General features: G+C 58.9%; 10 protein-coding genes and 1 other RNA gene. 2 read left to right on the top strand and 9 right to left on the bottom strand.

Annotation, left to right across the window (positions count from 1 at the left end):
- Positions 1–83: 83 nt before the first annotated feature.
- Positions 84–362, top strand: a complete 279-nt coding sequence (locus VGE55_RS12555) for a hypothetical protein (RefSeq protein ID WP_331132023.1) — start codon at positions 84–86, stop codon at positions 360–362.
- Here VGE55_RS12555 and VGE55_RS12550 read toward each other — a convergent pair.
- A complete protein-coding gene (locus VGE55_RS12550) occupies positions 346–834 on the bottom strand; it encodes a disulfide bond formation protein B (RefSeq protein WP_331132022.1) in 489 nt (162 codons plus the stop codon). The two genes, VGE55_RS12555 and VGE55_RS12550, sit on opposite strands and share 17 nt — an antisense overlap.
- 18 nt (positions 835–852) lie before the next feature.
- Positions 853–1,224: a hypothetical protein gene (locus VGE55_RS12545; RefSeq protein WP_331132021.1), complete on the bottom strand. Its 372-nt coding sequence runs from the start codon at positions 1,222–1,224 to the stop codon at positions 853–855.
- A 124-nt stretch (positions 1,225–1,348) separates the two neighbouring features.
- Between VGE55_RS12545 and tal the strand changes: the two genes are divergently transcribed.
- Positions 1,349–2,299 carry a transaldolase gene (gene tal / locus VGE55_RS12540; RefSeq protein WP_331132020.1) on the top strand — a complete coding sequence of 317 codons (951 nt, stop codon included), beginning with the start codon at positions 1,349–1,351 and terminating at the stop codon, positions 2,297–2,299.
- 572 nt (positions 2,300–2,871) lie between these two features.
- Here the strand turns inward: tal and VGE55_RS12535 are convergent.
- From VGE55_RS12535 to VGE55_RS12505, 7 genes are all read right to left on the bottom strand, one after another.
- The gene (locus VGE55_RS12535) at positions 2,872–4,104 is read right to left on the bottom strand and encodes a CaiB/BaiF CoA-transferase family protein (protein WP_331132019.1); all 1,233 of its coding nucleotides are present in this window, start codon (positions 4,102–4,104) and stop codon (positions 2,872–2,874) included.
- A gap of 4 nt (positions 4,105–4,108) precedes the next feature.
- On the bottom strand, positions 4,109–4,744 hold the full coding sequence (gene recR, locus VGE55_RS12530; protein ID WP_331132018.1) for a recombination mediator RecR: 636 nt from the start codon (positions 4,742–4,744) through the stop codon (positions 4,109–4,111).
- A 22-nt stretch (positions 4,745–4,766) separates the two neighbouring features.
- Positions 4,767–5,093 carry a YbaB/EbfC family nucleoid-associated protein gene (locus tag VGE55_RS12525; RefSeq protein WP_331132300.1) on the bottom strand — a complete coding sequence of 109 codons (327 nt, stop codon included), beginning with the start codon at positions 5,091–5,093 and terminating at the stop codon, positions 4,767–4,769.
- A gap of 32 nt (positions 5,094–5,125) precedes the next feature.
- Positions 5,126–6,832, bottom strand: coding sequence for a DNA polymerase III subunit gamma/tau (dnaX, locus tag VGE55_RS12520; RefSeq protein WP_331132017.1), 1,707 nt, complete (start codon positions 6,830–6,832; stop codon positions 5,126–5,128).
- A 20-nt stretch (positions 6,833–6,852) separates the two neighbouring features.
- An RNA gene (ffs, locus tag VGE55_RS12515) (signal recognition particle sRNA small type) lies at positions 6,853–6,949 on the bottom strand.
- Between the two features lie 10 nt (positions 6,950–6,959).
- Positions 6,960–10,256, bottom strand: coding sequence for a UvrD-helicase domain-containing protein (locus VGE55_RS12510; RefSeq protein ID WP_331132016.1), 3,297 nt, complete (start codon positions 10,254–10,256; stop codon positions 6,960–6,962).
- Positions 10,253–12,748 (bottom strand): PD-(D/E)XK nuclease family protein, encoded by a 2,496-nt coding sequence (locus tag VGE55_RS12505; protein WP_331132015.1) that lies wholly within the window; start codon positions 12,746–12,748, stop codon positions 10,253–10,255. The genes VGE55_RS12510 and VGE55_RS12505 overlap by 4 nt, the downstream gene beginning before the upstream one ends.
- Between the last annotated feature and the right edge of the window lie 20 nt (positions 12,749–12,768).

The following is a 12,768-nucleotide window of genomic DNA, read 5'->3' as shown; positions in this document are numbered from 1 at the left end:
AAAAACCGCGTTATTCGACCACTCGGCCAAGGGTCAATCATGCGATTTTTGAGGTGTGACTGATCAACCTGAAGATGCAGACCATGCAAGCCATTCACCTTTACGCCACGCCCGCTTTCAACAACCCGCTGTTGCAGGCTGTCAAACTGGAAGCGCCCACGGCCAGCCTGAATACCGGGCCCGACCTGGACGATGCGCTGGCGGTTGTTTTACAGGCCGTGCGTGAAAGTACACAACCGGGTGCCCTGCAGGCACTGGGAGAACTGCTGGCTTACATGGAACGCCTGGAGAAAACCACTGCGCCCGATGGTTTGAATGATCAGTGGGTGATGCTGAATGCCCCACTCACTTTGACGGTCTGAAAAATCCGCTGAACAGCCGCACAGCCAGCAAACACTGTACAATCAAACCCAACCCGCTCCAGGCTGGCAAGGACATGCCCAGCAGGGGCGGATAAGCATCTGAACACAATCCATCCGACGTGAACAAATCGGGCCATACGCTGACCCACGGTAGCGCATTGAGCTTCAACTGAAGCGGATCAACACCACAGGTTTGCATGGGGTGTGCCAACACCCACACATGGTAAAAAGCCGCTGCGGCGCCCGAGCCAGCGAGCAGCACACCAGCCACTGACAACCAGCGTCGGTTTGGCTGAATCACCACCATCAAAAAAACAAGGGCTGTGAGCAGATAGGCATAGCGCTGCAAAATACACAGTGGGCACGGAAACCACTGCATGACCTGTTGGGTGTACAAAGCCCCGCCCAGTGCGATGACACTGAGCATCAAGCCTACAAAAGCTTCCAGTCGACGTTGAGCGATAACAGACATGATTGAACCAGGGGGTGTTCAGTGTTGGCTGGCGACCCAGCGTTCAGTGTCCTCAAGAACCATCCGCATGTGCTGCATGTAACGCTGCGTGGCGTCCCCAATCGGATTGTGCTCCATGCACAGGAACACAAAGCGCAAACGCATGAAACCGATGGTGCCTGCTGCACCGGCACTCCGATGGGCCAGCGACTGAAATGCCTTCTCGGGCATGCTGTGCAGGTCTACTTGCTGGTCCACCCATTGTTCCCGGGTTTCTTCGAAAAATTCTGTGGCAAATTCCAACAGTGTGTCCAGCCCCAATTCGCGGCTTAAACGCCCCCATTGATCCAAGTCAATCAGGTCTTGCTGGTCGAGGTTGGCCTCGTTGTAGTTGTGTTCACCCATGTGCATGAAAACGAGTCGATAAATCCATTACAGGATACTCGCCTAAAAGCCAAACAATTGCCAGTTGCGCCTATACTGAGACAGATTTGTGGACCCTAAACCACGCCCTGACGACACCTGAATTTTCGCCATGATGAACACACTTGAACAACTGAAAAAAGTCACCACGGTGGTTGCCGACACAGGCGACTTTCAGGCCATCGGAGCCTATCAACCCCAGGACGCCACCACCAACCCATCGCTGATTTTGAAAGCGGTGCAAAAAGCGGATTACGCCCCCCTGCTGAACCAGGTGCGCAGTCAATACCGTGACGAGACACTGGACTTGCAAACCGATCGTTTGCTGGTCAGTTTTGGCTTGAAAATTCTGGACATCATTCCCGGACGCGTGTCGACCGAGGTGGATGCGCGGTTGTCCTTTGACACAGCCGCCACCATTGAACGAGCCCGCAGAATTGTTCAACTGTATCGAGCCCAGGGTGTGAACACCGAACAACGCGTGTTGATCAAAATCGCATCCACCTGGGAAGGGATTCAAGCGGCCCGTGTGCTTGAACAGGAAGGAACTCGCTGCAACCTGACGCTGCTGTTTTCACCCATGCAAGCGCACGCCTGCGCTCAAGCTGGTGTGCAACTGATTTCCCCCTTCGTGGGGCGTATTTATGACTGGTACAAGAAGTCGGCGGGCGCACAATGGAATGAGGAGGCCCATGCAGGCGAAAACGACCCGGGCGTGCAATCCGTGCGGCGCATCTACGCCTATTTCAAACAGCAAGGCATTCGCACCGAAGTGATGGGTGCAAGCTTTCGGAACGCAGGGCAGATCAAGGCGCTGGCCGGTTGTGACTTGCTGACCATCAGCCCGGAATTGTTGGCTGAACTTCAAGGCTCGAATGAGACGCTGAAAGTCGATCTCAACCCGGCATGGGCTGCGCAACAACCCATTGAGCACTTTGGCAACACCGAGGCGGAGTTTCGATACGCCTTGAATGCCGATGCGATGGCAACAGAGAAGCTGGCTGAAGGCATTCGCGCGTTTGCGAAAGACTCGGTGAGTTTGGATGGCTTGCTGAGGGGCTGATCGCTGGTTTATTGCCCAGTTAGCGACGCCGGCAGTCCGTGCCTTTTTGAGCCCGCAGCAACGCCGGTTGCCTATGCCCTTTGATTGCGCCTTAGCAACACCGGTAGCCCGTGCCGAACGCCCCCCGAAGGTAAAGGTTGCCCCGCGCTTTCGAACCGTCCCGAGAACTCGCCACTGCGTGGCTCAGACATCTCGGTCCGTGTGTTCGAATGCTGTGCGGGTCAAACCGATCGGGGGGCTGACTGTTCGGCACCGGGCATACCGGTATTGCTGGGGGGCCGGTGCGGGCGGCTTGCGCGGTTCACCTCCCCTGCAGCGACAGTCAGGACAATCTGCAAAACCGTGACAAGCAGGCGCGGTGAACTTGCCCGGTGGGTACAACCACTGGGCAAGTTTAGAGGTCGATTCCCGACCATCTTTTTTGGAGGGTCGACCTCAGCGATCGCGAGGCTCAGGTTTTGAAGCACAGATTGGCCGTCGCCGAGGGCGAGGTAACTGCGCAATGACGCGAAATTTAATGCATGGCGACGACGAGGGTAGCGTTTAAAACTTTCAAACACACTCCGTGCGGTTTAAACCACCCCACCCCGCCGAAACGCCGCAATCTCTTCATCCCCATAACCCAAACCGCGCAGCACCGCATCGGTGTGCTCACCCAAGGCCGGGCCAAGCCAACGGGTACCGCCGGGCGTGTCGCTCAGCTTGGGCACTACACCCGGTACTTTCAAGGTTTTGCCATCGGCAAACGGATGCTCTTCAAGCATGCCCCGTGCAGCAAACTGGGGGTCCTGCACAATGTCTGCGATGCTGTAAATTTTGCTGACGGGCACATCGGCATTTTCCAGCACAGCCAGCGCCTCATCAATCGGGCGTTGCGCGCACCACTGTGCAATCGTGTCGTCAATCAACGCGGTGTGTTTGACTCGACCATCGTTGGTGGCCATCTCGGGGCTTTCCGCAAAATCGTTCCGACCAATGGCGACCATCAGGCGTTTAAAAATGGCATCGCCGTTGCCGCCAATCACGATGTAGCCACCATCCCCACAGGTGTAGGTGTTGGAAGGCACAATACCCGGCAAACTGGCCCCCGATCGTTGCCGCACCACACCGGCAAAATCGTATTCCGGCAGCAGGCTTTCCATCATGTTGAACACGGATTCGTACAGGGCCACATCCACCACCTGCCCCTTGCCTGTTTTGTGGCGGTGCTGCAAAGCCAGCAAAGCACCAATCACCGCGTGCAATCCAGCCAGTGAATCGCCGATGGAGATGCCCACGCGCACCGGTGGCTTATCCACCTCGCCACTCAAAAAGCGCATGCCACCGATTGACTCGGCAATGGCCCCAAAACCAGGGCGGTCTTTGTAAGGCCCTGTTTGACCGTAACCACTCAAGCGCACCACGATCAAACCCGGGTTCAGTGCATGCAGTGCCTCAGGGCTCAAGCCCCATTTTTCCAATTGGCCCGGGCGAAAGTTTTCAACCAAAATATCGGTGGTGGCCAGCAGCTTTTTCAGCACGCTCAGCCCCTCGGGCGATTTCAAATTCAGGGTGATGGACTTCTTGTTGCGAGCCTGCACAGCCCACCACAGCGAATTGCCCTCATGCAACACGCGCCATTTTCGAATGGGGTCGCCAGTACCGGGCGTTTCAACCTTCACCACTTCTGCACCAAATTCACCCAACATTCGACTGGCAAACGGGCCCGCAATCAATGTGCCCAATTCGAGCACGCGGATGCCGGCCAACGGGCCGGTGGTTGTATCAGAAGCGACGTCATTCGACGATGGATGGCTTGTTGGCATGGGTTTATTCGGGGTCAGCGCCCAACAGCCTGCGGTCGAGCAGCGCACGGGCCACGGTTGTTGGGTCGGTGTATTCCAGCTCGGCACCAATCGGTACACCACGCGCCAGGCGGCTCACCTTCACGCCCTGTCGGCGAATTCGATCGGTCAGAAAGACGGCCGTGGCCTCGCCTTCATTGGTGAAATTGGTGGCCAAAATGGCCTCCTTCACTTCACCATCGTCCAAGCGCATGGCCAGCTTTGGCCAATCCAGGGACTCAGGCCGCACGCCATCCAGCGGCGAAGCACGCCCCATCAGCACGTAGTAATAGCCCTTGTAGGTGTGGGTGGCTTCGATGGCGGCCAGGTCTGCCGGCGTTTCGACCACACACAACAAACTGGCGTTGCGGCGGGTATCGCTACAAATGGTGCACAGCTCGGTGTGACTGAAACTGTTGCACCGCGCACAATGCTGCACATCACGCACTGCAGTCAACAAGGCTTGACCCAAATCGGTGGCTGCTTGGCGGTCGTGTTGCAGCAAATGGAACGCCAAACGCTGCGCCGATTTTGGCCCCACACCGGGCAGGCGCTTCAAGGCCTGCACCAGGTCAGCCAAGGGGCCTAGCCCGTCGAATGGGTCATGGGCGTTGCGGGTCATGAATACGTCCAGTCCGGGGTACTCAGAATGGCATTTTGAAACCGGGTGGCATGGGAAAGCCAGAGGTCACTGTCGACATCTTTTCCTGCATCAAGGCCTCTGATTTGCGAACAGCATCATTGAATGCAGCCGCCACCAAATCCTCCAGCATGTCCTTGTCATCGGCCAGCAAACTGTGGTCGATGGTGACCCGCTTGACATCGTGCTTGCAGGTCATGATCACCTTGACCAAGCCGCCACCGGAAGCGCCTTCCACTTCCAGTTTTGCAAACTCGGCCTGCATGCGCTGCATGTTTTCCTGCATCTGCTGGGCCTGCTTCATCAGGCCGGCCAACTGGCCTTTCATCATATTCATGGTGCTCTCCTTCGAGGTCGGTTCAATCACACATCGGCAGGGCCGATGTCATTCAATGTGCGCTCAGAACCCGGCACCACAGTGGCGCCCATCAAGTTCTGTATGCCCTTCAAGAAAGGGTCTTCATCCAACGATTTTTTTGCACCTTCCATGGCCTGCCGCCGGTTTTCGCTGTGCACGGCATGTGCGGTTTGTTGTGCCTCGCCCAAGGTCATGGTGACTTTCACGGGCACACCGTAGTATCCGGCCAGCAAGCCTTCAATGCGGCTCACCATGCTGGCATCGGTATAGGGGCGGATGGCCGTGCGCAACTGAAACTGAAGACCAGCCCCTTCACGTGCAACACTGACCAACTCCGCCTGTACCAAAGCCTGCCGGATCAAACCCTTGGCCGGAATTTGTTGAGAAGCCTCAGGCCAGGTTTCGGGCGTGGGCAAGTCAAGCTCAAACGCTGAGCTTGCAACCACAGGCCTTGCTTCAACAACCGTGCGTTGCTCGACTGGCATCGGCTCTACGGGGGGCTGCACGGCTGGGGTTTCCACAACAGCCTGTGCTGTCGGTGCTTCACGAACCGGCACCGAGGTGGCCACCACGGGCGGTGCCAAGGCTTTGGCTGGCGCACTGCTGCCCACCGGTGCATGGCCACCTGGTTTGAAGGCCAGCATGCGAATCAAGGCCATTGAAAAACCGATGGACTCTTCGGGGGCCAGGTGCAAGTCGGCACGGGCATGGGTGGCAATTTGGTAAATCAGTTGCAGGTCTTCGGGTGTAAACGCCTGCTGCAAACCGGCCAAGGCTGCATCGTCGGGGTCTTCACTGTTCAAGCCCCCGGCAAACACCGACACCGACAAACGGTAAGCCACCGCCGCCAGTTCATCCAGAATGGCTGCAAACGGGGCGGCCACAGTGGCCAGGCTGCGCGCCGTTTCCAACAGGGCTTTGCCGTCACCAGCTGCCAAAGCCTGCAAAATTTGGTGCACCACTTGTTGGTCAACACTGCCCAGCATTTGCCGCACCACCGCCTCGCCCACAGTGCCTGCACTGTAGGCAATCGCCTGATCGGTCAGCGACAGGGCATCCCGCACACTGCCGCGGGCGGCTTTCGCCAACAAGCGCAGGGCACCGGGATCGTGGGCAATGCCCTCTTCTTTCAAAATATGGCCCAGGTGGTCCGCCAGCAAATCGGGCGGCAAATTGCGCAAGCCGAATTGCAGACAGCGCGACAACACCGTGGCAGGAATTTTTTGGGGGTCGGTGGTGGCCAAAATAAACAGCACATGGCCCGGCGGTTCTTCCAGTGTCTTCAACATGGCGTTGAAGGCGCTGGTGGACAACATGTGCACCTCGTCGATGACGTACACCTTGTAGCGGCCTGCGGTGGGCGCATACATCGCATTTTCCAGCAGGGCGCGCATTTCATCGACCCGGGTGTTGGTGGCCGCATCCACTTCCAGCAAATCCACAAACCGGCCCTGGCTGATTTCAACGCAGGCCTGGCACTGACCACAGGGGTTTTTGCTGATGCCCCGCTCGCAATTGACGGCACGGGCCAAAATGCGCGCAATGGTGGTTTTGCCCACACCCCGGGTACCGGTAAACAGGTAGGCGTGGTGCAAGCGCTGGTTCTCAAGGGCATGGGACAGGGCGCGCACCACATGGTCTTGCCCCACCAGGGAGTCAAAATCACGGGGACGCCACTTGCGGGCCAAGGCTTGAGAAACGGTTTGAGTCATTCGCAATGGACCTCAAAAGAAAAGGCGAGCCAGAACCCCGGCACTGACTTCACGGTTGTGGCTGCTTCCTTCCGGACCTGACCAGGTTGGCCGCTACGCCATGCGGGGAGGCCCGCCGGCTTGAATTCTACACCGAAGTGAGCCAATGAATTTGCCCCAGCCGGTCAATCAGGGCTGCGCGTGTACGCCCTTTGGTCTGCCCAATGTTCAGGGTTTGATCCACCAAGCCCACATATTCAAGCACTTGCGCGGTGTAATCGGCCAAATTGTGCGCATTCACCGCCCATTTGTAGTCCAGCACCACGGGGCCCTCTGGGGACAACACGACCCTGTCTGCCCGCAAAAACCGCCCATTCGGCAAAGTCCACTCCAATTCGTTCCAGGCCTGGCTTGCACCCACCAACCAAGGTTTTAATTCATCCCGGCCCAACACGGTCTCACACGCCACCCTTACTGCAGCCAATTCATCGTCGTCCAGCCGCAAAAACTCGGCTTCGCAATCCAACCAACGGGCCTGCCACCAGTCATCAAATGCCACAGCCTGGGCCGCATCCACCCACTCCATGGCCTTGTGCCAGGCTGTGCCCATGCGCAACTCGGGCGAGTCAATTCTCGGGATGGCCTCGCCAACAGGCTGTTTCAGCGGGGGCAACGCAGGACAAGCCGGGCGGCTCCACACCACAGGCTCTGCTGGCGAAAACAAATCTGTTTGAGTGCCCTGCTGCGCAGCCAGAGCTGGTACAGCCTGTTCCACACCTTCAGGCCATGCAGCAAGCTCGCCGTTGACTTGTGCCAGCAAACGCTCATACCAAGCGCCCGCAGCGCCCTTGCTGCCATTGCGCCCGCTGACATGCACCGAGAACCGGGCGCGGGTCAAGGCCACGTAGAGCAGGTGATCTTCCTCGTCGAGGTAAGCAGCTTCATCCTGCGTAAAGGCTTGCGCCCGTCCCTTGCTGGGCTTTCGGGTGTTGGCCATCACCGTCACACTGCGGCACAAGCGCTCGCCCAGTGGCCAATCCATCAACAGACCGGCAGCACTGCCCATGCCGCCCACACTGCGGTTGGCGTCCATCAGCCACACATGGTCAGCCTCCAGGCCCTTGGCAGCATGCACCGTCATGATGCGCAACACGCCGGGCTGTGGCTCACCACCGTCGCCGTCCGACCCCCCATACAACTGCAAACGCTCTGCCTCTGCCAGCGCTTCGGGCAATGACGGAAAACGCCCTTTGTTCACACCCAGGGCCCAGGCTTTCAGCCAATCCCAATGGCCTGCAAACAAAGCACGCTCACGGGGCCTTGCCACCGCCAGGTAGCGCCGGGCTGCATCGGTGTCATCCACAATCAGGCTGAGGGTTTCGAACAAAGGCAAGCTGCGTGACCAACCCAGCCAGCGCTCCAGCTGGGCATGGGCCTGTGCAAAGAGCTGGTGCTTCAAGGCACGCATATGGGCCAATGTTTGCCACACCGTGGCGTGGCCCTGCTCGGCACCCTGTTGCATCAGTGTTTGGAAATCATCCGAACAGATCCCCAACAAGGGGCTACGCAACAACTGCAACAAGGCCAGATTGTCGTCCGGGTTGTTCAACACGCGAAGCAAGGCCACCGTGTCGGCCCACACCACCGAGGCATAGCGCTCGCCCTGGTCCTTCACGGTGTAGGGCAGATCGGCCTCGCGCAGCGCTGCAATCAAACCGGTGGCACTGCCATGGGCCTGCACCAACACCAACACCTGGTGCAAACCGTCAATGCGCCCTTGCTGCAACCAAACCTGCAAAGTGCGGGCACACAGTTCACCTTCGGATTCCTCGGCCTCTTTCTCCACCAAGGGGTACACACTGAGCGCTGGCCACACCGCTGCAGGCTTGGGGGTTTCGGTGCTTAGGCTGCGGTGGGGCCGAAATGGTGTGCGACCACGCTTGCCCTCCCCGGCGTACACGGCATTGATCAAGTCCACCATGGCTGCACTGCACCGCCGGGTGTCGTCTGAATACAAACACGCAGCGTCGAAATGGGTTTGCAGCCACGCTTTGGCTTCTTCAAACAAACGGGCCTCGGCCCGCCGAAAGCGGTAAATGGACTGCTTGGGGTCGCCCACCAAAAACACCGTGGGCCGCTCGCCAGCGCCATACTCATCCAGCCAGTGCCGCAGCACGTTCCATTGCACCGGGTTGGTGTCCTGAAACTCGTCCACCAACAGGTGTTTAACCCGGCTGTCCAGCTTTTGCAGCATGTACGCCGACTGCTGAGGGTCCATGGTCAACTGCAGGGCCGTGGCTTCCAGGTCATCAAAGTCGCACAAGCCTTGCTCGCTTTTCAACCATGCATATTCAGCAAACAACGGCCCAACCAACAAAGCCAGCGCCTTCGTACACGCCAGGTCGATTTGGTCGCGCTCGCGGGCCAAGGCATCCATGCATTGGGCTTGCAGACGCTCCACCAGGCTCACGAATTGAGCCTGATCGAAACCGGGTGCAGCCAGCAACGCTTTGTTGGTTTTCACCAGGGTTTTGTTGGGCGCTTGCTGCTGAGTCAGGAAGAAGCCCTGCACCTCCCTGAACAAGGCCAAGCGAGCATCAGCATCATCGGGCAGTTGCTGAATCTGGCCCACCAAGCCTTGCAGTTCGTCTGCCTTGCGTTGGTTGGCCTCGGTACCCATGCCCAACAGATGGGCCAATGCCGCACAATCACGGGCAAATGCTGCATCCAGCAGGCACTGGCTGGGCCATTGCTCATGGCTGTTCAGGCCAAACAAGGCTTCCCAGTCCTGGGGCTTGGCACCACGGGCGGTGTTACCAAACACCATGTCACAGGCCACCCGGTTGGACATGGCTTGTATCAGCACTTGCCGCTGCCCCTCCCGGTTCAAGTGTGTAGCCAGCACATCCAGTGCACTTAGCACAGCCTTGCCCGCATCGCCAGCCAACACGGACTTGCGGGTCAGGCTGTCGATGGCCTGGTCCATCCAGAAAGCGGTTTGCTCTGTGGGCTCGCTTTGACGGGAGAAACCACTGGACAAGGGTGCCAACTGGCACAGTGAAGTGAACCAGCCATGGAAGGTGTTGATGGTGACCCCCCGTGAGTTGGTCAACACCGCCCCGGCCAAATCGCGGGCCTTGAGCAGGTTCTCTGCCGAGGCCTCAGCCCCACGCTCGGTCAACAAACCAGCCAGCGTTGCATCATCGGCCAGTGCACAGGCCTGCAGCAGTGCGAACAAACGCTGACGCATTTCCTCCGCAGCCTTCCGGGTGAAGGTGATGGCCAATATTTCATCGGGCTTGGCGCCCGCCAACAGCAAGCGAAACAGGCGTGCAGTCAGCAGCCAGGTTTTGCCGCTGCCGGCGCAGGCCTCCACCACCACGCTGCGTTGCGGGTTGCAGGCTGTGGCGGTCCACTGGGCAGGGTCCATCATGGGCAGGGTCATTGGGCATCCCCCAGCGCGTCGTCGGGTCGGCAAATCCAATGCGCATCGCAATAGGCACAGGCCTCACCTGGGGTGGCTTGCCAATCCTGTTGAGCAGAAAAGAAACGATCCAGCGCCTGCGCCAGCGTGTGCCAAACCACCTCACCCCACGAGCCATGGCCTTGCTCGGACTGTTCCTGGCTCGGTGGTGGCATTGGAACCCACGCCACATCATCCTGGTGGATGCCCATGAACACCAACTCGGCAGAAGGCTCGTTCAGCAATGCCTGGTACACCGGCAACTGTGGTGCACTCAGCGGTTCCGCAGCCATTTTTTTGAGCACATGCAACTGCTTGAATTTGATGTCCACGATGCTCACTTGTGAAGCCTGGCGATCCAGTCGATCCACTCGGCCCGACAACTTCAGGTCAACACCGGTCTGGACCAGGGGCATCACACCCTCAACCCGCGCCTCAGCGGTCTCCATGCGCCACCCTTGCATGAAACGCCCCATCAGCAAGCCTGCAACACGCGGAAGCAAACGGTTGAACACGGCGATAAACGGGTGGAGTATGCCCTGCTCCGCCAATGGCAAACTGTGCCAAACAGCCGTGACCTGCTGTTGCAAAGCGGCTTTCCAGGTTTCAAGGTCATCGGTTTTTGCATCCGGCAGCTGCATGTTTCGGGCCGCCTTTTCCAACACCCGATGAACGAAAGTACCCCGCAATTGCGGAAAGCTGGGCAAGCCTTCCTCCCGTTGACGTGGCCAAGGCAAGGCATGCTTTAAGCCAAAGCGCAGTGGGCAGGCAGCAAAGTCATCCAAAGCAGTCACGCTCAACTGGGCTGGCACCGACCCAGCGGCTGGCAGGGCCCGCAGTGTCAAAGCCTCGGCCGGGTTGGCATCCACAGACACCTGTTGGCCGTCGGGCGCCACCTGCCAGCTGGGTAGGATGAAACGCGCTTGCAACAAACTCACCCACAACAGCTCGGGCAAGAGGGGCTCTGGTTTTCCACCAACATTCGCGCAATGAAACAGGCTCACTGTTTGAGCCCGACTCAGCAATTCATACAGGGCCGACAATTTCTGCATGCGCACTTGTCGCGGCCCCGGGAAACCCAGTTCTTGCGCCACAGCAGGCGGCAACAAACCCGGCGGGCTTTCCTGAAAATGCGATGCTGCACAACCCAACACCACCACACGGTCCAGTGTTCGCAGTCGCGTCGACATCAAAGGCACCATGCGCACAGGGCTGCGCACATCCTCCGGGCGAAAACGTTCCTGCTCTGCCCAATGACGCCAGGCCGCCAACACGCCGCCCGCTGAAAACTGCGCCTGCGCGCGCAGTTGCCGCATTTGCCGCCAACCCTGCACCACCAAGCGTCCAGCCTCATCCCGCAACAAGTCATCCAGCAAACCCCGGTGCGCAAGCATGTCCAACACGGCTTGTGCCCACTCGGACAACGGCTTTTCCCCCTGGACAGACCAGGGCTGAACATCGGTTTTTACATCACCTGTCAGCGGGTGCGTGAACCGGCTGATTTGCCCCTCATCGACCCACTGTCGCAGCAGGCTGTCCATCCAACCTGCCACGTTGGCAGTGGACAAACGCCAGCCTGTGCGGTCGTCCACTTGCACACCCGCGCTGGCCAGTAGGGCCACCAGGCGGCGTGCAGCCAAACGGTCCAGCACGGCCACGGTGATGGGGCGCTCGGGGCTGTCATTGCTTGCACCCTCGGCAAGCCAACTCAGTACACACGCTGCCGCCTGGTGTGCTTGTGCAGTTTCGTCGGGGGCATCATACAACCGCATGGCTGGTGCATCACAGCCTGCCAATCCAGGCTTCCAGCGTTGGTGTACCCAATCCACCCACGGTTGCGGGCCTTCAATCATGGACAAACGGAAGCGCGTTACGGGCACGGCAGGAAAGAAACGCTCAACCCACCACCCCGGCAGGGGTTCCCCATCGTCCAGCCACACAATGTGGTCCAATTCGCTGGCTTTGATGGTCGGTGCAGTGATTTGCCGCGCCATGTCTTCACCAAAAGCATCGGCCAACCGACTGACCACCTGCCCCTCTTCTGCAGAAAAGGCATTGGATTGCAAATAGTCGGCCCATTGGGTGGGGCCCGAGGCCCGCACCCAGGTCAGGCGAAGCGCCAAATCCAGGTATTCCTGCGCCAAAGCCCACACTTGGGGCAGGGACAAGCCCCCCGTTAAATTCGGCAAACCTTGAAGAATCCCCACCAGCTCGGTCTTGAGCGCCCACCAAGGGGTTTGCGCAGCCGGTTGACTCAAGCGGTCGGCTGTTTGTATGCGCGGCGACAACACCGGACGCTCACCCTGCCCCGTTTTTGCCGCCCAAAACACCTGAAACCGCGCCTTGAACTCGGCTGCAGCCTCCACCCGGGGCATGATCCACAGCACCCGCTGGGGGTCCAACCCCTGGCCTGCAAACCATTGCAGGGCCTCATCCAGTGGGTTATTTACGCTGGAGTTAACAGTCTGTGGCATGCAAGACCTTGAATTTCAGA

Source organism: Limnobacter sp. (assembly GCF_036405155.1).
In the GTDB taxonomy this organism is placed as follows: domain Bacteria; phylum Pseudomonadota; class Gammaproteobacteria; order Burkholderiales; family Burkholderiaceae_B; genus Limnobacter.
Note: the sequence above shows the minus strand (reverse complement) of the source record. Positions and strands in the feature narration are given on the sequence as shown.

Excerpts from the sequence above, each read along its gene's own strand:
- VGE55_RS12555 (WP_331132023.1), top strand. The coding sequence starts at position 84 with ATGCAAGCCATTCACCTTTACGCCACGCCCGCTTTCAACAACCCGCTG.
- VGE55_RS12550 (WP_331132022.1), bottom strand. The coding sequence starts at position 834 with ATGTCTGTTATCGCTCAACGTCGACTGGAAGCTTTTGTAGGCTTGATG.
- VGE55_RS12545 (WP_331132021.1), bottom strand. The coding sequence starts at position 1,224 with ATGCACATGGGTGAACACAACTACAACGAGGCCAACCTCGACCAGCAA.
- tal (WP_331132020.1), top strand. The coding sequence starts at position 1,349 with ATGATGAACACACTTGAACAACTGAAAAAAGTCACCACGGTGGTTGCC.
- VGE55_RS12535 (WP_331132019.1), bottom strand. The coding sequence starts at position 4,104 with ATGCCAACAAGCCATCCATCGTCGAATGACGTCGCTTCTGATACAACC.
- recR (WP_331132018.1), bottom strand. The coding sequence starts at position 4,744 with ATGACCCGCAACGCCCATGACCCATTCGACGGGCTAGGCCCCTTGGCT.
- VGE55_RS12525 (WP_331132300.1), bottom strand. The coding sequence starts at position 5,093 with ATGATGAAAGGCCAGTTGGCCGGCCTGATGAAGCAGGCCCAGCAGATG.
- dnaX (WP_331132017.1), bottom strand. The coding sequence starts at position 6,832 with ATGACTCAAACCGTTTCTCAAGCCTTGGCCCGCAAGTGGCGTCCCCGT.
- VGE55_RS12510 (WP_331132016.1), bottom strand. The coding sequence starts at position 10,256 with ATGACCCTGCCCATGATGGACCCTGCCCAGTGGACCGCCACAGCCTGC.
- VGE55_RS12505 (WP_331132015.1), bottom strand. The coding sequence starts at position 12,748 with ATGCCACAGACTGTTAACTCCAGCGTAAATAACCCACTGGATGAGGCC.